23 protein-coding genes and 1 other annotated feature are annotated in these 21,481 nt (G+C 61.7%); of the genes, 16 read left to right on the top strand and 7 right to left on the bottom strand.

The annotated features are described in order from the left end of the window. Positions 1-82: 82 nt before the first annotated feature. The 4 genes from J3P73_RS15105 (at position 83) to J3P73_RS15090 (ending at position 2,072) form a co-directional block, all read left to right on the top strand. Positions 83-424: a hypothetical protein gene (locus J3P73_RS15105; protein ID WP_018074466.1), complete on the top strand. Its 342-nt coding sequence runs from the start codon at positions 83-85 to the stop codon at positions 422-424. Positions 425-642: 218 nt separating this feature from the next. Beyond that, entirely contained in the window at positions 643-936 is a 294-nt protein-coding gene (locus J3P73_RS15100; RefSeq protein WP_318026074.1) for a DUF982 domain-containing protein, read from the top strand. Between the two features lie 152 nt (positions 937-1,088). Next, a complete protein-coding gene (locus tag J3P73_RS15095; protein ID WP_130692060.1) occupies positions 1,089-1,478 on the top strand; it encodes a hypothetical protein in 390 nt (129 codons plus the stop codon). 216 nt (positions 1,479-1,694) lie between these two features. After that, the gene (locus tag J3P73_RS15090) at positions 1,695-2,072 is read left to right on the top strand and encodes a hypothetical protein (RefSeq protein ID WP_024322392.1); all 378 of its coding nucleotides are present in this window, start codon (positions 1,695-1,697) and stop codon (positions 2,070-2,072) included. Between the two features lie 97 nt (positions 2,073-2,169). Here J3P73_RS15090 and J3P73_RS15085 read toward each other — a convergent pair whose 3' ends face one another. Beyond that, positions 2,170-2,622 carry a DUF805 domain-containing protein gene (locus J3P73_RS15085; RefSeq protein ID WP_130692058.1) on the bottom strand — a complete coding sequence of 151 codons (453 nt, stop codon included), beginning with the start codon at positions 2,620-2,622 and terminating at the stop codon, positions 2,170-2,172. A gap of 165 nt (positions 2,623-2,787) precedes the next feature. Further along, complete coding sequence (locus J3P73_RS15080) at positions 2,788-3,555, bottom strand: adenylate/guanylate cyclase domain-containing protein (RefSeq protein WP_130692056.1); 768 nt, start codon at positions 3,553-3,555, stop codon at positions 2,788-2,790. A 230-nt stretch (positions 3,556-3,785) separates the two neighbouring features. On the opposite strand from J3P73_RS15080, the gene J3P73_RS15075 reads away from it, so the two are divergent. After that, positions 3,786-6,002 carry an adenylate/guanylate cyclase domain-containing protein gene (locus tag J3P73_RS15075; RefSeq protein ID WP_024322390.1) on the top strand — a complete coding sequence of 739 codons (2,217 nt, stop codon included), beginning with the start codon at positions 3,786-3,788 and terminating at the stop codon, positions 6,000-6,002. A gap of 19 nt (positions 6,003-6,021) precedes the next feature. Here J3P73_RS15075 and J3P73_RS15070 read toward each other — a convergent pair whose 3' ends face one another. Together J3P73_RS15070 and J3P73_RS15065 are read right to left on the bottom strand one after the other, a co-directional pair. Then, positions 6,022-6,546 carry a YHS domain-containing (seleno)protein gene (locus J3P73_RS15070; protein ID WP_018074473.1) on the bottom strand — a complete coding sequence of 175 codons (525 nt, stop codon included), beginning with the start codon at positions 6,544-6,546 and terminating at the stop codon, positions 6,022-6,024. A gap of 45 nt (positions 6,547-6,591) precedes the next feature. Beyond that, on the bottom strand, positions 6,592-7,239 hold the full coding sequence (locus tag J3P73_RS15065; protein WP_018074474.1) for an ankyrin repeat domain-containing protein: 648 nt from the start codon (positions 7,237-7,239) through the stop codon (positions 6,592-6,594). A 209-nt stretch (positions 7,240-7,448) separates the two neighbouring features. Here J3P73_RS15065 and J3P73_RS15060 point away from each other — a divergent pair, with 209 nt between their 5' ends. The 6 genes from J3P73_RS15060 to J3P73_RS15035 all read left to right on the top strand — a co-directional run bounded on the left by J3P73_RS15060 (position 7,449) and on the right by J3P73_RS15035 (position 13,179). Next, entirely contained in the window at positions 7,449-8,237 is a 789-nt protein-coding gene (locus J3P73_RS15060; RefSeq protein ID WP_024322388.1) for a DUF899 domain-containing protein, read from the top strand. A 331-nt stretch (positions 8,238-8,568) separates the two neighbouring features. Further along, positions 8,569-10,326: a phospholipase D-like domain-containing protein gene (locus tag J3P73_RS15055; RefSeq protein WP_130692054.1), complete on the top strand. Its 1,758-nt coding sequence runs from the start codon at positions 8,569-8,571 to the stop codon at positions 10,324-10,326. A gap of 120 nt (positions 10,327-10,446) precedes the next feature. Further along, on the top strand, positions 10,447-10,569 hold the full coding sequence (locus J3P73_RS37560; RefSeq protein WP_245002676.1) for a DUF4087 domain-containing protein: 123 nt from the start codon (positions 10,447-10,449) through the stop codon (positions 10,567-10,569). 132 nt (positions 10,570-10,701) lie between these two features. Continuing rightward, positions 10,702-11,079, top strand: a complete 378-nt coding sequence (locus J3P73_RS15045; protein ID WP_018074478.1) for a response regulator — start codon at positions 10,702-10,704, stop codon at positions 11,077-11,079. Between the two features lie 81 nt (positions 11,080-11,160). Beyond that, positions 11,161-11,412, top strand: a complete 252-nt coding sequence (locus tag J3P73_RS15040; RefSeq protein ID WP_018074479.1) for a hypothetical protein — start codon at positions 11,161-11,163, stop codon at positions 11,410-11,412. 174 nt (positions 11,413-11,586) lie between these two features. Further along, positions 11,587-11,642 (top strand) — a sequence feature (sul1 is cis-regulatory element that is thought to sense ions involved in sulfur or methionine metabolism; They are found in Alphaproteobacteria). Positions 11,643-11,712: 70 nt separating this feature from the next. After that, a complete protein-coding gene (locus J3P73_RS15035; RefSeq protein WP_130692052.1) occupies positions 11,713-13,179 on the top strand; it encodes a SulP family inorganic anion transporter in 1,467 nt (488 codons plus the stop codon). 131 nt (positions 13,180-13,310) lie between these two features. Here the strand turns inward: J3P73_RS15035 and J3P73_RS15030 are convergent, their stop codons facing one another. Further along, positions 13,311-14,231, bottom strand: coding sequence for a LysR family transcriptional regulator (locus J3P73_RS15030; protein ID WP_130692050.1), 921 nt, complete (start codon positions 14,229-14,231; stop codon positions 13,311-13,313). Positions 14,232-14,331: 100 nt separating this feature from the next. On the opposite strand from J3P73_RS15030, the gene J3P73_RS15025 reads away from it, so the two are divergent. Continuing rightward, the gene (locus J3P73_RS15025; protein ID WP_024322384.1) at positions 14,332-15,213 is read left to right on the top strand and encodes an NmrA/HSCARG family protein; all 882 of its coding nucleotides are present in this window, start codon (positions 14,332-14,334) and stop codon (positions 15,211-15,213) included. A 92-nt stretch (positions 15,214-15,305) separates the two neighbouring features. On the opposite strand, the gene J3P73_RS15020 is transcribed toward J3P73_RS15025, so the two are convergent. Next, positions 15,306-16,043 carry an SDR family oxidoreductase gene (locus J3P73_RS15020; RefSeq protein ID WP_207579654.1) on the bottom strand — a complete coding sequence of 246 codons (738 nt, stop codon included), beginning with the start codon at positions 16,041-16,043 and terminating at the stop codon, positions 15,306-15,308. A 93-nt stretch (positions 16,044-16,136) separates the two neighbouring features. Here J3P73_RS15020 and J3P73_RS15015 point away from each other — a divergent pair, with 93 nt between their 5' ends. Together J3P73_RS15015 and J3P73_RS15010 are read left to right on the top strand one after the other, a co-directional pair. Next, a complete protein-coding gene (locus tag J3P73_RS15015; protein WP_130692046.1) occupies positions 16,137-17,048 on the top strand; it encodes an AraC family transcriptional regulator in 912 nt (303 codons plus the stop codon). 82 nt (positions 17,049-17,130) lie between these two features. After that, positions 17,131-17,934: a class I SAM-dependent methyltransferase gene (locus tag J3P73_RS15010; RefSeq protein ID WP_024322382.1), complete on the top strand. Its 804-nt coding sequence runs from the start codon at positions 17,131-17,133 to the stop codon at positions 17,932-17,934. A gap of 82 nt (positions 17,935-18,016) precedes the next feature. Here J3P73_RS15010 and J3P73_RS15005 read toward each other — a convergent pair whose 3' ends face one another. Then, complete coding sequence (locus J3P73_RS15005) at positions 18,017-18,946, bottom strand: IS110 family RNA-guided transposase (RefSeq protein WP_130691506.1); 930 nt, start codon at positions 18,944-18,946, stop codon at positions 18,017-18,019. A gap of 586 nt (positions 18,947-19,532) precedes the next feature. On the opposite strand from J3P73_RS15005, the gene J3P73_RS15000 reads away from it, so the two are divergent. After that, complete coding sequence (locus J3P73_RS15000; RefSeq protein WP_024322172.1) at positions 19,533-20,783, top strand: MFS transporter; 1,251 nt, start codon at positions 19,533-19,535, stop codon at positions 20,781-20,783. Positions 20,784-21,052: 269 nt separating this feature from the next. Next, positions 21,053-21,400 carry a DMT family protein gene (locus J3P73_RS14995; protein WP_018074486.1) on the top strand — a complete coding sequence of 116 codons (348 nt, stop codon included), beginning with the start codon at positions 21,053-21,055 and terminating at the stop codon, positions 21,398-21,400. The last annotated feature ends 81 nt before the right edge of the window (positions 21,401-21,481 follow it).

The following is a 21,481-nucleotide window of genomic DNA, read 5'->3' as shown; positions in this document are numbered from 1 at the left end:
AAAAGTCTGTGGTTGAAGGCTCTGCCGCCTCCCGCATTGCGCGCGCCGATGTTACAGCTGCTGCGGGAATTGGGGACCATTCATGAACAAAATAATCATTGCATTCGCGGCCGCCGCGGCAGTGGCCAGCTGCGCCAAACGTCCTGACGCCATCGTCCAGGTCGATATTCCGATGGCCGCCTATACGAACCTCAGTTGCGAGGCGCTCGCAGTGGAACATAAGAAAGAGAAGGCCAAACTCGACGACCTGTCCAAGCAGCAGATCAGCGCAGCGAACGGCGATGCTTTCGGTGTTTTCCTCGTCGGCGTCCCCATCGGAAGCGTCGCCGGGGGAGACAAGGAAGGGGAAATTGCCGCGTCCAAAGGCAAGGTTTCTGCCATGCAATCCGCTGGACTGAGCAAGGGCTGCAAGCTGCCCAGCTGACAGCCGGGGGCGGTAACCATCGAGATCGGCCCGGCCAAAAGTGAGGCGTTGGCCGGCGATCCCGCTTTCAATATCCATTCGCCACCCGTCGTTTCTTCGCCCAAAGACCGACGACATTCGTGAAATGCCGCGCAGCGATCGTCCGCACCCTCGTATCGGAACCGAAATCGGCCTTCCGCAGTTAGTTTCCTGTGACTTAAGCTTCAGGTACAACTGCCATTAGCGATCATTCTGCCTTTTGGGAAAACCCCATCTCGATCGACCTTGATTCCGGCGAACGGCTGGTTCTTCGCTCACCGCAGGATGCGCTTTATGCACTCGTCTCCGACTGGCCGGTCAATGGCGGCGTCCACCAGCAAAGGGCGATCGATTTCTGCCGCGCCTGGCTTGCCGGGCGGATGCCGGCCGAGACGGTGCGGCAGGCTTTCATCCTGGCCGCGCTGGAAGCCGGCGTGTCGATCAATGATGATGAAGACGTGGCAGAAGCCGCGGTTGTGAATCCTCCAGCATAGAAGGAGCGACGCCGGCTACATCCAGGCTTCACGCGGCCCGGTATTCCGCAGCACCAACAGTATTCCTTTCATGTATTGCAAATATTATTCCCGCTGTGTTTGTAGGAAATGCGCAGCGTCGCCGCGTTCCGATTCTTTGGGGATTCAACTGAATGAGAATAACAGTCCTTGCTTGTGCCGCTCTGCTGATGCTGGCCGGCTGCAACGCCCCCGTGTCGCAATCCGTTGCAGATTCCCAGCATCCTCCCTCGAATGACGTCCGGCAGAACTTCATCAATATCGTGTTCAAGAGAAGTTATCGGCACGAAGCAGGAGAAGTCGTATGGGCCCGCATTTCCAGCCTGGTGGTGCTTGAACCTGAGAAAAAGATCTATGCTTACTGCGTCCGTTTGGTGCCCAAGCGCGGCTGGGGAGACTGGGCCTACCTCGGCGTCTCCTTTACGGATGGCAAAATATTAGGCGCGACGGTGAATGACGATCGCTGCCGCGACAAGCGGCTGCGCTACTACCCGTTTCCTGAGCTGACCGGCATGAAGACCTGACGCAGGGGCGAGGGCTCCGGCCGCGTCGTCGTTCAAGGCTTTGTTGAACGGCGGCGCGACGGCGTCGTTGAGGCGCGGCATCCTCCAACCTTCCTCATGCTGAGGTGCGCAGCCCGCAGGGCGGAGCCTCGAAGCACAGGCCGCGACATTGCTGCTTTCAGCCATCGCCTTCAGGAAACCCGTTTCATCAACTTTGATAGAGGGAGATCCAACTGAATGAAAATTAAACTCCTTGTTTGCGCTGTCCCGCTGGCACTGTCTGGCTGCCAGACTCCGGCGCCGCAGTCCGTTGTAGATTCCCAGCGGCCGCCTTCCAGCGCGGTTCGACGCGAATACGTCGACGCTTTGCGGGGAACCATTAAACCGGGGAACTTCGTGAAGGCCGAGATTTCCAGCGTGGTTCTGCTTAATCCGGAAAAGCAGATATATGCATATTGCACGCGCACGACGGAACGTGCCTACCCAAACTGGTCCTATATCGGCCTGGGCTTGCAACACAACATGATACTGTACCTGAAAAAGAACGACTATCGCTGCCACGACGAACGGCTGCGTTACTATGATTTTCCCGAAATGCGTAACATGAAATACTGAGAGAGAGGCGAGGCGCTTGGCAGCCTCGCGATCACCTTCCGGCCGCCGTCCTGCTCAAACCGTGAGAAACATCCCCACGCTCGCCGGCGCACCATCCTCAGAAAACGGACGCCCTGGAGTCATCCACGGACGGCGCTCTGCAATACCATACAAGGACGGCAATCGTTCCAATGGGAAACAGAATCCCAAGAAGCTGGTGCCATCCGCTTTTGTTGATGTCGTGAAAACGCCGCGCGGCCATTGCGATTGAGGGAAGAAACGTCGCCAGCGACCAGATCCCGTTCAATGTTGCGGTTCGATCAAGAAGGTACAAAACGATGCTGACGAGAGCGACAAAGAGCGCCGAAAACCAGAATTCCGATCGGCTCGCTCTACCGCTGAAATCCACATATTTCTTGAAGTAGCTGCTGATCGCCTGGCCGAAACCCATTCCCGGCGGCAGGCCGCCGAAGCGGTTCGGCCCGGCGGCCGGTTTTCTGAAAATGAAGAACAACGGCACTGCTAGCGGGATCAAGACGACCAACCAGTGAAAGAGAGAAAAACCACCCATGAGATACCCCAACGATTTGAATGGCATAGAGATAAGCTATGTTCGTTTCCGGAAGATTAATTGGCGTGCAATGTGACGCGTTCGGCAATCACAACGCGAGAAACGGCGGCTGCGACGTTGAGGACAGTATAGACGCTTGGAGGAGTTGGCGGCGCGGTTGGCAGCTCAGGGCTTGACCAGAACTCGTGCCTGCACCGGCTGCTCGATGCCCTTGAGCACAAGCATGCGGGTTTCGGCGCCTGCGGCGAGATCAGCGGCCTTCGCCGCCGTTTCGGCCGAGATCAGGATCTCGCCGGCGGCAGCCTGGGATTCGAGCCTTGCGGCCTGATTGACGACGCCGCCGATCGCGGTGAAATCGCTGCGAAAGCTTGAAAATTCGCCGATCTGGACCTCACCGGAATGGATGCCGACGCCGACGCCGAGGGTGCGGCCGGGCAATGCCTCAAGCGTCAGACCGTTCAGTGCGGTTGCGCAGTTTCGCTGGATCTCCTGCGCGGCCAGGATTGCCGCGCCGGCGTGGTCCTTTCTGACGATCGGGAAATTGAAGATCGCCATCAGGCCGTCGCCCATCTGCTTGTTGACGATGCCATCATGTGCCCAGATCGCCTGCGCGCATCGATCCTGAAACAGGCTGACGATCTCGCTCAGCTGCACCGCCTCGATGCGCTCCGACAGATCCGTGAAGCCCCTGATATCAGCAAACAGGATGGTGGCGTCGACAGTGATCTGGCGCTGCTTCTTGACATATTGGAAGGAGCGTTCGCAGATCGTGCAGATGTCGGGGTTCATCTTGCTGCGGGTGATGCCGAAGGCGCGGAAGGGCAAGGCGAGGGGGCCGCCGATCGGGATCGGCATATGCATCTGGTCCCAGCAGCCGCGGCAGATCTGGGCGCTGCCGTGCCTGGCTGGCTCCGTGGAAGAGGCTGTCGTCATATCTCGCAATCCATCACCTGATAGCCAAAAACGAGCTTCCGACACTCGCCTGCTTTTGGCAACTCTGCTGATGGTTGGGGTGACGATGGATTGAAGTATTTCGTCCGGCCCCATCCTTATCGGACATGTCGCAACTAAGTTGAATATCGCCCGGCCCGACGATAGCATCGCGCTGGGACATACTGTAGGATATTGTTAGTAATACATTCGCTCTCCAGGAAAGACCGGGGATGGAGCGCCGTCTTGCAGCAATCCTGATCGCTGATGTCGTCGGTTACAGTCGATTGAGCCAGATCGACGAAGAGGGCACCCGCGCGCGTTTTCAGGCAGACCAGAATGACGTCTTCGAGCCGGCGCTCGAGCGTCATCACGGCCGGCTGGTCAAAACCATGGGCGATGGTCTGCTGGTCGAATTTCAGAGTGTCGTCGATGCCTTGCGCTGCGCGGTGGAGATTCAGCAATTGAAAGCCACGCAGAGTGCCGCGGCGCTGCCGGAGCATCGGCTCGAGTTCCGGATCGGCATCAATCTCGGCGATATCATCGTCGAGGGCGAAGACATCCAGGGCGACGGCGTCAATATCGCCGATCGAATGCAGGCGCTGGCGGAACCGGGCGGCATCGCCATATCGGGCACGACATACGACCAGGTGAAATCGAAAGTCCCGGTCGGTTTTGCTTCGCTCGGCGAACAGCGGTTGAAGAGCATCGCCGAACCGACCCGGGTCTACCGCGTCCTGCTTGAGCCGACCGCCGCCGGCAAAACCCTCAAGACCCGCAGGCGCCTGCCGAGACGCCGCCTCGTTGCCGGCATAGCAGCGGCCGTCGTCCTTGCTTTTGCGGGCGCAGCACTCTGGTGGCAGCCGTGGATGGCGGCAAAACCGCCGGGTCCTGGCGAACGTTTCGCCTATCCGCTGCCGGACAGGCCTTCGGTCGCGGTTCTGCCCTTCATCAATGTCAGTGGCGACACCGAGCACGACCATCTCGCAGAGGGTCTGACCGACGACCTGATCACCGAATTGTCCAAAGTATCGGGCCTTTTCGTCATCGCCCGCCATTCGGTCTTCGCCATCCAGGACTCCGTCGGCAAAATCCAGGATGTGGCCGCCGAACTCGGCGTTCAGTATGTGCTCGAAGGGACCTTGCAGCGCGCCGGGCCGCGGCTGCGGATCAATGTCAAACTGATCGACGCGGGCACCGGCCTGTCGCTCTGGGCCGAGCGCTACGACCGCCAATATGCCGACCTCTTCGCCGTTCAGGACGATGTGATCGGCAAGATCATCTCGGCCCTGTCGGTCAAGCTCAGCGCGCGCGAGCGCGACCAACTGGCCCGGATCCCGACCGAAAATCTCGAAGCCTACGATTATTACATGAGGGCAGAGCAGGAGGGTTTCATCTTCAGGGATGTCGATACCTATCGCCGGACCCTGTCCTTTTACCAGAAGGCGATCGATCTCGATCCGGGCTTTGCTAATGCCCATGCGGGAATCGCCCGCGTGGCCGTCGATGTCTGGCGCAACGACTATAATTACCTCTGGTCGGCCGCCGTCGCCCGCAAGATCGCCTATGACGCAGCCGGGCAGGCGCTCAAGCTCGATCCAAACAACGCCAGGGCGCACACCGTGCTTGCCCTGCTGCAATGGGTGGACGGGCGCGAGACGGAGGCAGGGAATTCCGCAAAAATGGCTGTCGCGATGCAGCCGAACGATGCGGAGGCCGCCGCCAACCTCGCTCTCATCCTGGTCCACACCGGCAGCAGCGGGCAGGCGGTCACTGAGATGGAAAAGGCTTTGCGGCTCGACCCATCACCGGCGTCGAGCTTTCAGCTGCTGGCGGGGATCGTCTTTTATACTGCGGGTGATGATCAGCGGGCGATTTCCCTGATAGAGCCGACGCTCGACAGCCTGCCGAAGGTCGAGCCGGCGCGCGAATATCTGGCGGCGGCCTATGCGGATCAGGGCAATGAAACCAAGGCCGCGGCGGAGACGGCAAAGCTGCTGGAGCTGTTCCCGGAAAGCAATCTCACCTATTACAGCTATCTCTATGATTACTGGCGGGACAGCGACCTTCAGCGTCATCTGGCCGGATTGCGAAAGGCCGGCATTCCCGAATGGCCCTTCGGTTTTGCAGGCAAGCAAACCGACCGGCTCGGCGAGGCAGAGCTGCGCAATCTCGTCGACGGCAAGACGTGGACCGGCAAGCACAAGAACGGCACGGATTTCATCCAGTATTTCGACAAGACTGGAAACACCGCCTATCGCAGCGCGAATACCAACATCACCGGCGTCGTCGAGGTGCGGGGCGACAGAATCTGCGAAAAATTCGACGGCTATTTCCTCGACCGGATGGTGTGCGGATATGTTTACCGCAACACCTCCGACGAGCAGCGTGACCGGCCATACATACACGTCACGCCGCGCGCCTTGACGTTCTTTGCACCCGCACCCTGAGGAGCCAGGCGTTGCGGCCTCATTTCGTAGCCGGTTGCTGCCAGACGGTGTGCATCTTTTCCGAAATCAGTGTCTGCTGAACTTCGGACCAATGTTTCTTCGAGTCGGTCACCTTGGTCGGATTCTTCTCCATGCCTTCCGCCGCGCCGGGGTCATAGCTCAAATACAGTTTGCCATCGATGATCCGCCAGGCTTTCGGATCGATATTGGTGGTCACTGTCCCGAAAGACACGCCGTCGGCGCAATAGCCGCCATATTGCGGCGCATATTTGGACGGATCGCCCTTGAAGAGATCGCGATTTCTAGCGCTGGAGAAATACCAGGTCGCGCCAAGCCAGTGGTGGGAATATGTCTCGGATCCTTCGACGGCCTGGTTTTCAGTGAAGTAGGCGACTGGGTCATAACCCTTGATCGCGATATCGCCGAAATAGCCGGTATTGACGAATTCCTCGGCCCCCGCAGGCTGAAGGAAGGAAAGCAGCATCACCGTAGCGCCAACAGCCACGCCCAGCCGGCTTCCGCATTTTTGCACATGATAAAACATAACAAGCTCCGTTCCCGGACGCGGTCTGTTACTTCAAGCGAAATGCTATTGCCGTTTGGTGCATTCCTTGTAGAGCGGTTCGCCCACAAGCTCGGCTTTCTGGCAAACAGCACCGGCTTCCATGAGTAATTTGGCCGTATCCCAATGCGCCCGCCACCCGGCTTGAGTGAGAGGCGTGTACCCGTTTCTTTCCGTCGCTTCGACATCCGCATTTGCAGTCAGCAGAAAAGCCACCACCTCGGTATGGCCCTCTTCGGCGGCGCCGTGCAGCGGCGACATCTGATAGAAATTCTTCCTGTCGTTGACATCAGCTCCCTCGGCGACAAGCCGTTTCACCACCTCCAGATTTCCTGCATAGGCTGCCGCATGCAGTGCCGTCAGCCCGCCCTTGTTGCGGATTTCGATGTCGGCGCCGCGATCCAGAAAAAGAGCGACGACATCGGCATGGCCGGCCAATGACGCGATAATCAGCGCCGGCTCGCCCGCCTCATCGAGCTCCGACAGATCGGAGCCCTGGTCCAGCAACTGTGTGACGCGGGCGATATCGCCGTCCTTGGCCGCCTGATGCAAAGGACCTGCCCATGCCGGCAGGACGCCAATGACAAGCGTAGCAACAGTCGCGATAAAAATATTCACGGGCACGATCTCGGTTTGATCAGGGTTCGTATGCGCCGTTTTGTGGCGTTGTAGCACGTGTGCAATTCGTAAACAAGATTACGCTAATGGACGCGCTCCCGGCCAACACCACTCGCGCGCCAAGGCTGCGACCGACGGTTTCAGGGAATACGGTCACACTTGTTACTCCCCCTGTTCGATTTCCGATGCGAAACTATCTCAGACCAATGCGCGATGAACCGAGCTTCCAAGCCTGGGAAATCGCCCCAATGAGGAGATTGAAAGCCATGACTGCTTCAGCCGAGAATGGAAAAAGCGGACAAGCCATGCACAAGCCACCGGTCGTGTCGCCGCAGGCCTGGGAGGCGGCCCGCGCGCAACTGCTCGTCAAGGAAAAGGCTGAGACCCGCGCCCGCGACGCACTCGCCGCCGAGCGCCGACGCATGCCGTGGATGGCGGTCGAGAAGGCCTATGCGTTCGAAGGTCCTCAGGGCAAAGTCAGCCTGCTCGACCTGTTCGACAACAGACACCAGCTCATCCTCTATCGCGCCTTCTACGAGCCCGGCGTGTTCGGCTGGCCCGAACATGCCTGCCGCGGCTGCTCGATGGTCGCCGATCAGGTCGCCCATGTCGCCCATCTCAACGCCCGCGACACGACGTTGGTCTTCGCCTCGCGCGCGCCACAGGCCGACATTGCACGGCTGAAGGCGCGGATGGGCTGGACGATGCCGTGGGTCACGATCACCGATAGTTTCGACACGGACTTCGGCGTCGACGAGTGGCACGGCACCAACGTGTTCTACCGCGACGGCGAGCGCATCTTCCGCACCTATTTCATCAACAACCGCGGCGACGAGCAGATGGGCGGCACCTGGAACTACCTCGACATCACGCCGCTCGGCCGCCAGGAAGTCTGGGAGGAATCGCCCGATGGCTATCCCCAGACCCCGACCTACAAGTGGTGGAATTGGCACGACAGCTACGTGCCGGACGCCGAGCCCGACAAGAAATGGGTCGAGGTGTCCGACGCCGGCGAGGCGGCGTTTCGGGCCGAGAGTGCAAACGAGAAACCGTAGGGCCGGTCCGGCCGTATCCTCCGTCCCGTCCCGGCAGGAGGGTACGGCGGTCCGTCTGAAAGTCTGGCGAACCGCAACTCTCTTTCATGACGACGCATCAGCAGGGCAGGTCGTGGCGGCGTGCTGGACGTCCGCAAAGCCCGGCACAGCGTCGGCGGTCATCGACAATCGGGTCAACGATTGACGACTGGGCGACGGAGGCGGTGTCCCAGAACGCGCTTGCGCCGTACCGTCGCCTCCCTGCACCTTCTGCGCGCAGAATTTCGCCGACATATCTCCTTACTGTCACGGAACCATGCTAGATTTTGCCCGATTTCCAGGGGAGGCGGGCATGGATGCGGATTTTCGTGTGACCGGCAGGAATGCCGCTTCGCTTTTTGCGCTGACCATCCATCGCGGCGACGGCATGGTGCTGCTCGGCATGGACTGGAAGAATGGCCTGCCGCCGATCGATTTCGTCGGTTTCGCCATCCAGTATCGTGAGCCGGATACTGACTTCTTCAAGACGGTGCATAACCGCATCGGCTTTCCCGGCCAGCCGGTTCCCGAGGACGGCATCCGTACCACCGAGGCGCCGATCCAGAAGTTCCGCTGGGTGCACTTTCCCTTCAATGCCGATCTGCCCGGCAAGTTCACCTATCGCATCACGCCAAAGTTCATGGATGCCGCGGGCGCGCTGACATCAGGCGAGGCACAGGAGGCGGAACTGGCGCTGATGCGCGAAACCATCCCCGGCAAGCTCAACGTCGCCTTCACCCGCGGCTTCGTCTCGTCGCAGGCCTTCGTGCGCAATTTTGCCGCCGGCGGACCCATCATCACGCTGGTGCCACCAGTTGGCGACCAGGGACTGGACTTCGTGCCGACCCATGCCGATGCCGAGCGGGCACTCGCCTGGATGGGCTTCGAGGCGCGAGCCGAAACGCTTGATCTGCTCGACAGGGCGCACGCTGCTGGCGCCGAGGTGCGCGCCATCGCCTATGACCTCAACCTGCCCGAGGTGGTCACCCGGCTGGAAGCGCTGGGGCCGAAGCTCAAGATCATCATCGACGACAGCGCCAGCACCAAGGGCCATGGCCGCCCGAATTCGCCGGAGACGGGGGCGGCGGAGCGGCTGATCGCCTCGGCGGGTGCTGCCAACGTCAAGCGCCAGCATATGGCCAACCTGCAGCATCAGAAATCGATCGCGGTCAGCGGCAGCGGTATCTCGACCGTGCTCTACGGCTCGACCAATCTCAGCTGGCGCGGGCTCTATGTACAGTCGAACAACAGCCTCGCCGTCCACAGCGACAAGGCGATCGAGGATTATTTCACCGCCTTCGAGAGCTATTTCACCGCCAAGCGCGCCGACCATTTCCGCGCCTCGCCAAGTTCTGCCGGCTGGATCGATCTTGGCCTTGACGGCGTCGACGCCAAGGTCGCTTTCTCTCCGCACAGCGACGCCAATGGCCGGCTGGACGAGATCGGCGCCGATATCGATACTGCGCAGTCCAGCGTGTTCTTCTCGCTCGCCTTTCTCGGCCAGATGACCAAGGGGGCGATCGGCCCGGCATTGGGGCGCGCCCTGGAGCGCCCCGATATGCATGTGATGGGCATTGCTGATGCCGAGGTGCGGGCCGGCAATCTGGGCCTGACCGTGCTCACTCCCGACAACCGTCGGCGGGTGGTACGGTCGGCGGCGTTGACGGGCAACGTGCCGCCGCCCTTCGTGACCGAGCCCTCGGGCCTGTCAGGCGTCGACGGCAAACAGCGCGGCACGAGGATGCACCACAAGTTCGTCGTGCTCGACTTCGACAAGCCGACGGCGCGGGTCTATCTCGGCTCCTACAATTTCTCCGAACCCGCCGATGACGAGAACGGCGAGAACCTCGTCCTCGTCCGTGACCGCACGGTGGCGACCAGCTACATGATCGAGGCGCTCCGGATGTACGACCACTACATCTTCCGCGTCGCCTCCGAAGCAAACGACGGCGCCGCCCGCCCGCTTGAGCTCAAGCGCCCGCCCCAGCCCGGCGGCACACCGTGGTTCGAGCGCGACTGGACCGACCCCATCCGCGCCCGGGACCGGGAGTTGTTTGCCCGGGCGAAGTAATGTTGCCGGTCACGACGGCTCTTGAACCTCAACCATCCCACGCGGGTGATTTCGAAAGGCGCAACAGGCGTTCGACGGACGGTTGAGATGAGGCGGTCTTTCGCTTTGGGGATGATTGCCTTGTCCATCGTTGATACGGATGACGAAGGGGCGATCACCCGGATTTATTCCGTGCGGCAATTGCCGCTTTCCCGATGCCGGAGCGACCGCGCCATCGGCTGGTTCCTCCACAAGAACCAGTAGCGGGACCGGTAATGCGGCGCTGCCCGCCGATCGCCAATATATTCTTCTCAAAGTGGAAACATTCCGGTGACAGTTGCGTTGTAGCCGCTACCGGTAGTGCGCCTGACAGCACGCTAAAGAGGAGGCTTATTCATGAAGGTCATGATTGTTGAAGACGAGAATTTTATTGCTCTGGAGCTCGAACGCATCGCGCAGGAGGCTGGACACCAGACTATTGGGCCGGTTTCGACGGTGGAGCAGGCTCTCGCCCACGCTCAAAGAAGCGATGTCGCGCTCGTCGATCTCAGTCTCTCCGATGGGCTGAGCGGCGCTCAGCTCGCGCGCCGGCTGATCGACCGCCATCGGGTTGACGTCATCTTCGTGACCGGCAGTCCCGAAAATGTCGGGCACGGTATCGAAGGCGCGCTTGATGTGATCTCCAAGCCCTTCACCGACGAGAGGATCGCCAGCGCGCTCTCGCGGGCGGAGGAGCGACGTAAAAACTTCGACAGCAGCAAGGCTGCTTTGTGAACATCAGCAAAGCTGCGTTGTGATAAGAAGGAGATCGACGTCATTCAGGCTGCTGGTGCCCAGCCCGAGGAGATAGTCCGGATGAAACACGCACTCATTGCCGTTCTCTTCGCTCTTTCGGGCTGCGCCAGCGCAGGGGATCCGCAGCCTCTTCCCGGCAGCCTGACCTATGGCGGAAAGGTCCTCCATTCCCCCTATCGTCCGGGAACGGTGGTCAAGAATACCTTCCTTGGCGATTTCGGTTACCGTGTGTTCGAGACCTATGTCGTCCAGCCGGATGGGACGCTCAAGCTCACATCCCAGAGCACGGGACCGGACTTCCTCTGGCAGTGAGGAGGTACCGGTTCCTCAGCGCCCAAGAGAAGGAACGAGTTTCAAGATGCCGTCCAATGAGAGGCTGACGGCTCGTGCGCTTATCCCAATGGGTGCTCGTCTGCTTTCGCCTTCGTCCTTGGCAATTGAATGTTGCACTGCGGTAGAGATCTCGTCTATACCGCAGGCATTCACCACGGACCCGGTGAGATCCCGGGTGGCTCTTCTGGCCGCCGATCCGCCAGACAACGCAAAACCTGCATGCCATCACGCGACCGCTCGAAAGAGTGGGTCCGGCCATGCTTTGCGAGAATCCTTCCTATGCTGCTTTCCTCCATCCGTCGTGATTGGTCCGCCAATCCCATGCGCGAAATGCTTGCCGGAGCGGTGGCGACCTTCGCCCTCATCCCCGAGGTGATCGCCTTTTCCTTCGTGGCGGGGGTCGATCCCGAGGTTGGTCTGTTCGCCTCTTTCGTGATCAGCATTGTCATTGCCTTTACCGGCGGACGCTCGGCGATGATTTCGGCGGCAGCCGGGTCGGTGGCACTCGTCGCGGCACCGCTGGTGCATGCCCACGGCTTGCCCTATCTCTTCGCGGCCGGGCTGCTGGCGGGGCTGATGCAGATCGTGTTCGGCCTGCTGCGGCTTGGCGTGCTGATGCGCTTTGTGTCGAAGTCCGTGCGCACCGGCTTCGTCAATGCACTTGCCATCCTGATCTTTGCCGCGCAGATGCCACACATCATCGGCGCCGGCTGGATGGAATATGCCGTGCTGATTGCAGGGCTCGTCATCATTTACCTCACGCCCCGCATTACCACCGCGATCCCGTCACCGCTGATCTGCATCCTGATTCTGACCGTCACCTCGATGGCGCTCGAGCTTCCTATTCTCACCGTTGCCGACCTCGGCAAGCTCCCGGATTCGCTACCGGTCTTCGGCTGGCCGGCGGTGCCGCTGACGCTGGAAACGCTTCGGATCATTGCAGCACCCGCGCTTGCCATTGCCATGGTCGGACTGCTGGAATCGATGATGACGGCGAGCGTCGTCGACGATCTCACGGATACGCCGAGTTCGAAGAACCGCGAATGTACCGGTCTCGGCCTCGCCAACGCCGCCGCCAGCCTTTTCGGCGGCATCGCCGGCTGCGGCATGATCGGCCAGACGGTGAGCAACGTGAAATATGGCGGGCGCGGCCGGCTCTCCACCCTGTTTGCCGGCGCGTTCCTGCTGATCCTGATGGTGCTCCTGAAGCCTTGGGTCTCCGAGGTTCCAGTCGCCGCACTGGTGGCGATCATGGTCATGGTGTCGATCGATACGTTCGACTGGTCGTCGCTGAGAGCGGTTATCGTCCATCCCCGGATGTCGAGCGCCGTCATGGTGGCAACCGTCCTCGTCACCGTCTTCACCGCCAATCTGGCGCTTGGGGTAACGGTCGGCGTTCTGCTCAGCGGCGTGTTCTTCACCTTCAAGGTCGCCAGCCTGCTGCGCGTCGACGTGGCGCCCGACCAAGCCGCCGGGCGGCTGATCTATCGCGTGTCCGGCCAGGTGTTCTTTGCCTCCGCCGACGTCTTCGTCGAAGCCTTCGACGTTCAGGACGCAGTCGGCAAGACCGTGCTGATCGACGTGTCCGAGGCGCATTTCTGGGACATCACCGCCGTTGCCGCACTCGACAAGGTCGTGCAGCGGTTCGGAGCGCACGGCATCGCCGTGGAGGTCGCGGGTCTCAACCAGGCGAGCGCAACCTTGATCGGAAGCCTCGACGGCAAGGTGGTGCTGAAGGAGGTGTGACCAAGGTCGGGCGGATTTCCTAGAGCATGATGCCGAAAAGTGTGAGCGGTTTTCGGACGACATCATGCTCCAACTCTTAATTTAGAACGGGATTCAGATTTTAGGCCGACCCCGCCTAAAATCATCCTGTTCTACCGCGAGACGATCACGTAATCGTCGCTGTTGCCGGTTATCGCGTTCAGCCGTCTGACGGCCAGTTCGATGAACGCCTTGACCAAAGGCGGCAAGTGCCGGCTGCTGGGATAGACGACATGCAGGCCGCCGGTCGGGGTGGTGTAGCCGTCGAGAACCCGGCGCAACCGCCCGTCCTTGATGCAGGCATCGGCGACGCCGTGCGGCAATTGCGCAATGCCGTAGCCGGCGATCGCGGCGGCCATCACCGCCTGCATCTCGTTGGCGGCGAAGCGCCCCGAAACCGCGATCGTTTCCTGACAGTGCGGACCTTCCAGCAGCCATTGCGCCTGGGCGGATTGGCCGGCGATGACGCAGTCATGGCGGGCGAGATCTTCAGGCACTTCAGGTGTGCTGCAGCGGGCGAGATAATCCGGGCTTGCGCAGAGAAGGCGGTGCGTCGAGCCGAGCTTGCGGGCGATCAAGGTGGAATCCTCGAGGACGCCGGTGCGGAAGGCGAGATCTATGCCGCTTTCGACGAGGTTCAGCCTGTCGTCGGTCAGGCGCAGCTCGACGCTCGTCTTCGGGTAAGTCGAAAGAAATTCGAAGATCGCATCCTGGAGGAAGTGGCCGCCGAAGCCGACCGGCGCAGATATGCGGATGGTGCCGGCAGGCTCAGCACGCGCTTCCGCAAGCCGCAGGTTGGCACCTTCGATGGTGCGCAGCGCCTGGCTGCTTTCTTCGTAGTAGAGACGCCCTGAAGCCGTCAGGTTGAGGCTGCGGGTCGTGCGCTGCAGCAGCCGCACGCCGAGTTCGCGCTCGAGCGCGGCGATACGGCGGCTGACCGTCGTCTTCGGCATTCCGAGCAAGCGCGCTGCGGCGGTGAAGCTGCCCGCTTCGGTGACGCGGGCGAAGATCATGATATCGTTGAGATCGATCATTGTAGCCTATGATGGTACGATGTTTCCCAACTATAGGCCATTATGGTTCAATACGACAGGCCTTACCTTTGTTGCATCAGTCACAACAAGGAGCAGACAGATGAGCAATACACGAAGCGTTCTGGTCACCGGCGCCACAGGCCAGCAAGGCGGCGCGGTCGTGCGCGCCCTGATCGCGCGGGGACATCGCGTCAAGGCGATATCACGCAAGCCGGATAGCGACGGCGCAAAGCGGCTGGCCGCGGCAGGAGTCGAGGTCGTCGCCGGCGATCTCGATGACGGCGCATCCGTGGCGAAGGCCGCAAGCGGCGTCGACACGATTTTCCTGATGGGCAGCAGTTATGAGGCCGGGACGGAAGCGGAAACCCGCCAGGGCATCACGGTCGCGAATGCGGCGAAGGCCGCCGGCATCGGCCACCTCATCTATTCCTCCGTCGCCGATGCCGATAAGAAGACCGGCATTCCGCATTTCGACAGCAAGTATCTCGTCGAGAAGCACGTGGCAGGCCTCGGCATCCCCTACACGATCAGCGCGCCCGTCGCCTTCATGGAGAACACCGTGGCGCCCTGGGCGATCGACGGGCTGCGCCAGGGAGTTTATGCCGCAGCGCTGCCGCCCGCCCGCGTGCTGCAGCAGATCACGATCGACGACATCGGCGCTTTCGTCGCGGCACTGGCCGAGCGGCGCGAACAGGTGTTCGGCAAGCGCTTCGATATAGCCGGTGATGAATTGTCCGGCGAGCAGCAGGTGAAGATCCTGTCCGAGGCGCTCGGCCGCCCGATCCGCTACCAGGAATTGCCGATCGCGGCGATACGGCAGCAGAGCGAGGATACGGCGCTGATGTTCGAATGGTTCGACCTTACCGGCTACGACGCCGATATCGCCGCCCTGCGCCGCGACTTCGCCGATGTCGGCTGGCACAGCTACGCCGACTGGGCACGCGGTTTTGACTGGAGTGTTCTCGACCAGGCGGCTGGGTGAGTTCGCTGTGACACCGGTGATCTGACCGGTGTCACCGACAGGTGATGGCTTGATGGCCTTAGCCACATTCTCCGGCCGCTGCCAACGATACCTCACGCCTGAGCGGTTGGCCTAACAACGATGTCGCTGATATCGACATCGGCGGGTTGCTCGATGGCGAAGGCGATGGCGCGGGCGATGGCATCGGGTGAAATTGCCATCTCGTCCATGCGCTTTGCCATCTCGGCCTTGATCTCTGGGTTGGTCACCGAGTCGGCGAAATCGGTCCTGATCATTCCCGGGGAGATGTTGGTGACGCGCAGATGTTCGCCGGCCTCCAGCCGCAGGCCTTCGGCGATGGTGCGCATGGCGTTTTTCGTGCCGGCATAGACGGCCATGGTCGGCTTGATGATGAGGCCGGCGGTCGAGAGCGTGTTGACGAAGTGGCCGGAACCCTGGCGGCGGAACACCGGCAGTGCGGCGGCGATGCCATAGAGCGGACCCTTGATGTTGACGTCGATCATCTCCTCCCAATCCTCGATCCGCAATTCATCGAGAGGCGAGATTGGCCCGATGCCGGCATTGTTGATCATCACATCGATCCTGCCATAGGTGTCGCAGGCAAGGGCGACGAGGGCTGTGAGATCCTCGCGCTTTTTGACGTCCACGGTGAGGCAGACGGCCTCGCCGCCTTTTTCGGCGATGCGTCGCGCCAGGGCCTGCAGCCGGTCGGCGCGGCGGGCTCCAAGCACGAGCTTTGCGCCGCGCTCGGCCAGCAACAGCGCCGTGGCTTCGCCGATGCCGCTGCTTGCTCCGGTGATGGCGACAACCTTATCCTTGATATCAGACATGTTCGTTCTCCTTTGTGCCTTTGAGGATTGCAGGTGCTGCCTGGAGAATCTATGCTATTGGCTCCATGATTTCGTCGAGATCGTCCAGAACCCATGATCGATCCCTTGTCCGATGTCTTTTCGCTGCTCGACATAGAGAGTGCGCGCTGGACGCGTTTCGAGGTCGGCGGGCAATGGGCGTTTCGCTTTCCGGCCAAGCCCGCGCTCAAGTTCGTTGCTGTCCTCCGCGGCGCGTGCTCGATCGTTCTGCCTGAGGAGCCGCCGTTTGCGCTTGTCGCGGGCGACACCTTCCTGCTTGCCAATGCGCCCGCCTATGTGATCGCCAACGATCTCGATAGGGAGCCGGAGGACGGGATCGCCTTCTTCGACTGGCAGCATTCCAACATCGCCCTGCACGGCGGTGACGAGACTGCGCTGATCGGCGGCAGCTTTGTCATCGGCGGCGGCAACGCCCGGCTGCTGCTCGACGCGCTGCCGCCGTTCATTCATATCCCGGCCAGCGACCGTGCGGCCGCGATCCTCAGCGCCACGCTCGCAACTCTCGACGACGAACTCGGGGCGGGCCAGATGGGCTCGACGCTGATGACGCGGCGCATGGGCGACATCCTGCTCGTGCAGGCGCTGCGGGCCTATGTCGGCCGAAAGGGTGCTGCCGAAACGGGATGGATCGGCGCGCTGACAAATCCGCAGATCGGCGCGGCGATCAGCCTGATCCACAACAGCCCCGGCCACCGCTGGACGGTCGAGGCGCTGGCGACCCGGATCGGCATGTCGCGCTCCGCCTTTGCGCAACGCTTCAAGGAACTGGTCGGCGTTGCACCCCTCGACTATGTCACGCGCTGGCGCATGCATCGCGCCCGCGAAGCCCTACGCCGGGAGGACGTCTCGGTCGCCGGCCTTGCCGCCGTACTCGGATATTCCTCCGAAAGCGCCTTCGGAAACGCGTTCAAGCGTGTCTTCGGGCGTGCTCCGAAGCGCTACTGGTCGGACGCGAAGGTCGGGTGAGAACGGCTGTTCCGCTTGCGAGGGTTGCTGGGGAATCCTATTGTCCGGCGGCGGACCATCGTCCTTGAAGGGGGAGACTTCAATGCCGTCGAGTTTCAATGTCGAAAGTGCAGATGGTTACGAACGGCTGATGGGGCGCTGGAGCAGGAAGCTGGCGCCGATGCTGGTCGATTTCGCCGGCCTCGCGGATGGTGATCGCGTGCTTGATGTCGGCTGCGGCACCGGCAGCCTCGCATTCACGCTGGCGGAAACGCCGGGTCTGCAGGAGATCGTCGCCGTCGACTATTCGCCGGTTTTCGTCGAGGCCGCAACGCGACGCAACACCGATCCGCGCGTATCGATCCGGCAGGCCGATGCCTGCGCGCTTCCCTTCGAGGATAACCGCTTCGACCGGGCGATGTCGCTGCTCGTGCTGCATTTCGTGCCTGAGGCGGGAAAGGCGGTCTCCGAGATGCGCCGTGTGGTGCGCCCGGGCGGCGTGGTCGCGGCCGCCGTCTGGGACCATTATGGCGGCATGTCCGGCATGCGGATGATGTGGGATACGGTGGCGATGCTCGACGAGAACGCGCTGGCGATGCGCCGCAGATATTGTTTCCAGCCGATGATGCGGCCGGGGGAAATGAAGGAGAGCTTCATCGCGCAGGGCCTAGCCGATGTCGAGGAGACCTCGCTGTTGATCCGGATGGAATATCTTTCCTTCGAGGATTACTGGGATCCGATCGCCGCCGGCGAGGGACCGCTCGGCAAATATGTTGCCGGTCTGGATCCGGCGAAGCGAAAGGCCGTCGATGCCGCCGTCAGGGCCGCTTACGAGGCTGGCGAGCCGAATGGGCCGCGATCGTTCGCATCGGTGGCGTGGGCATGCCGGGGCAGGGTGGCGGACTGATTAGCGGGAGGGCCACCTCCTCTAAAGGGAGAATCGTGCTGCTCCCTCTTCTCCCCAACGGGGAGAGCGACTGTCTTGTTTGTCAAGCGTTTTGCCATGGTCGTCCGTCCCTTATGATGGCGTTGAGGATGGTGAGCAGCTTGCGCATGGTTGCGACGGTGGCGACGATCTTGGGCTTGCCGGCCGCGACCAGCCTGTCGCGGAAGGCCTTGAGGTCAGGGTTGTATCGGCTGGCGACGAGGGCGGCCATGAATAGGACGGCGCGTACCTTGCCGCGGCCGCCGCCGATGAAGCTCTTGCCTTTCCATTTTCCCGACTGCCGCGTCCATGGGGCAAGACCAGCCAGCGAGGCGATCTGGCGTCGGTCGAGGCTGCCGAGCTCGGGCAGTTCGGCCAGCAGCGTGCGCGCTGTTGTCGCTCCGACACCCGGCACCGAGGTCAACAGCGCCTCGCGCACCCGCCAGACCGGCGACTTGCGGATATGGCTGTCGAGATCGGCATCGAGGCTTTCGAGCTCGCGCCGCAAGGCTTTCAGCAGGCGCTTGATGCTTTCCTGCGCCTGCTTTGCCAGCGCCATGCGCAACCGGTTCTCCTCGGCCACGACCATCTGCACGATCTGGCGCCGGCGAGCCACAAGCTCGGAAAGCGCCTGTGTCTCGGCATCGCGCAACGGCCGGATCTCGGGCTTCGTCGCCAAAACGAAGGCGGCGATGACGGCGGCATCGATCGGATCGGTCTTGGCCCTGCGGCCGATCGCATGGGCATAGGCGCGCACTTGCGCCGGATTGACGACGAGCACCGTCAATCCGGCTGCGGACAATCCGGCAACCGCCAGCATCTCGAAGCCGCCGGTCGCTTCCAGCGCAATCGCATCAACACCAATGCCTTTGAGCCGCTCGGCCAGTTCATCGATGCCGGCATGGTCGTTGCCGACGGCAAAGACCTCTTCTTGCGGCAGGATCGCAACATCCAGGCGCTCTTTCGAAACGTCGATCCCAACAACAATCTCCATCTGATCCCATCCTTGCCTAATCGGGCTTTGCTTTCGCAAGCGGCCCTGGCGACTGTTCGGGTTCAATGGAACGGCGGACGGAGACCCAGGCTCTCCCACGGGCTTGGTGTCCCAAAGGTGCATCGGTCTTCCATCCGCCACCGCAACAGGCATTACAGCGCCAGGAGCGGATAAAGGGAAGTTACAAAGGTGGCCCGAAGGGTCGGATGAGGGGGCCTACGGCACACCACTCAATATTGCCCTTCGCTTACGCTCCGTGCATTCGCGGCTTTGCCGCTCACCCCCTCATCGCCTCGCTATCGCTCCGGCACTTCTCCCCGCCGGGGAGAAGAGGCAGGCAGCGGCCCGCATGCGCCAACGTGAAAGCCAGGGTGCGGGAAGGTCTACGCCTTCAATGGTGGCGCTGGACGCGCCCGGCCGATCACGGCAATCGTGATGGAACACGGGCAGCATTGCTGACGTTATTGCCCGCTGTCTCCGACTGCAAACGCTGCCGCAACAGCATCACCCGCCCGGTTCGGGCACCCCTTCCGACGGCATCCGGAATTGCCCGCCTCGCCGCCGCTTTCGGACGGAGGAATATCAGATGTCCGCTTTGGAAAGCCTGCGCCGGCTGACGCCGCAGCAGCGCAACACCGTCATCGCCAGCTATCTCGGCTGGACACTCGACGCTTTCGATTTCTTCATTCTCGTCTTCGTTCTCAAATATATCGCCGAGGAATTCCACACCGACGTTCCCGCCGTCTCGGTGGCGATCTTCCTGACGCTTGCCATGCGGGCGCTCGGCGCGCTGGTCTTCGGGCTGGCGGCCGACCGTTACGGACGGCGCATCACGCTGATGGCCGACGTGCTGCTCTATTCGCTGTTCGAATTCCTGACCGGCTTTTCCACCGGGCTCACCATGTTCCTTGTGCTCAGGGCGCTCTACGGCATCGCCATGGGCGGTGAATGGGGCGTCGGCGCCTCGCTGGTCATGGAGACGGTGCCGGAGGAAAGCCGCGGCATCGTTTCCGGCATCCTGCAGGCCGGGTATCCCTCGGGCTATTTGATCGCCTCGATCGTGTTCTTCCTGCTCTTCCCGGTCATCGGCTGGCGTGGCATGTTTTTTGTCGGCGCGGTGCCGGCGCTGCTGGTGCTCTACATCAGGCGCAATGTCGAGGAGAGCCCGGCCTTCCTGAAGCGGCAGGCCGAGGGGCGCCGGCCTTTCCTGACGGTGCTGCGCGAGAATATTCCGCTGTTCATCTGGGCGGTGCTTTTGATGACGGCGTTCAACTTCTTCAGCCACGGCACGCAGGATATCTACCCGACCTTCCTTGAGACGCAGCGCAACTATTCGAGCTACACGGTCGGCGCCATCGCTATCGTCTACAATATCGGGGCGATCTGCGGCGGGCTGTTCTTCGGGGCGCTGTCGCAGCGGATCGGCCGCAGACGGGCGATCGTCATCGCCGCGCTGATCGCCGTGCCCGTGGCGCCGCTCTGGGCGTATGCGCCCGGGTCGGTGCTGCTCGCCATCGGCGCTTTCCTGATGCAGTTCTTCGTCCAGGGCGCCTGGGGCATCGTGCCGGTGCACCTGAACGAGCTGTCGCCGGATGAGGTGCGCGGCACCTTCCCCGGCTTTGCCTACCAGCTCGGCAACCTGCTGGCGTCAGGCAATGCGACGCTGCAGGCGGGGCTCGCTGCCCGCTGGGACGGAGACTATGCCTATGCGCTCTTGATCGTCGCGGCGGTGGTGGCACTCATCGTCGCGGCCCTTGCCGGCTTCGGCTACGAGAAGAAGGATGTCCGCTTCGGCACGGAGGAGGCCGAGGAACCGCATGGCGCGATGCGAATCTAGCGCTGCCTGCGGTTATGAAGGCCGGCGGCGGTGTCGCCGGCCTTTCAGCTCTTGCGCACTTCGCAACCGCAGATGCGATCGTAAAACGCCGACCGCAACAGGGTGATTATGGAAGGCAAGCCGCTGGGCGAGCTGCCGGTGATCCCCATCGGTCGCGTGAGACGATTGGTCCGAGTCTTGAGGGCTTGCCGTCGAATGGCGGCGTGCTAGGTAAGGCCCGCCGGCACCTTGCCGGATCGATCCTTCTCTCCACCGCGCCGAGTTATCCCATGCCGTTTTCTCCCGCCGCCGTCTGGCCCATCGTCATGCTGTTTGCCTCCAACATCTTCATGACCTTTGCCTGGTACGGGCATCTCAAGCACAAGAGCAGCGCCATCTTCCTCGCCATCATCGTCAGCTGGGGCATCGCCTTCTTCGAATATTGCTTGGCGGTGCCGGCGAACCGCATCGGGTCGGCGGTCTATACGACGGCGCAGCTGAAGACGATGCAGGAGGTGATCACGCTGATCGTCTTTTCCGGCTTCTCGATTTTTTGGCTCGGCGAGAACCTGACCTGGAACCATGCGATCGGCTTCGCCCTGATCGCAATTGGTGCATCTTTCATCTTCCGTGCATAAACTTTAGCCTTTTCAATAGATTACAAATCGTCCATGTCTAGATATCGCCACATTTCCTACAGATTGGCGTCGCAATCGGCT

It is taken from the genome of Rhizobium ruizarguesonis (genome assembly GCF_017357285.1).
GTDB lineage: Bacteria > Pseudomonadota > Alphaproteobacteria > Rhizobiales > Rhizobiaceae > Rhizobium > Rhizobium ruizarguesonis.
The sequence above is the reverse complement of the archived record's forward strand: the minus strand, read 5'-3'. Positions and strand labels throughout refer to the sequence as shown.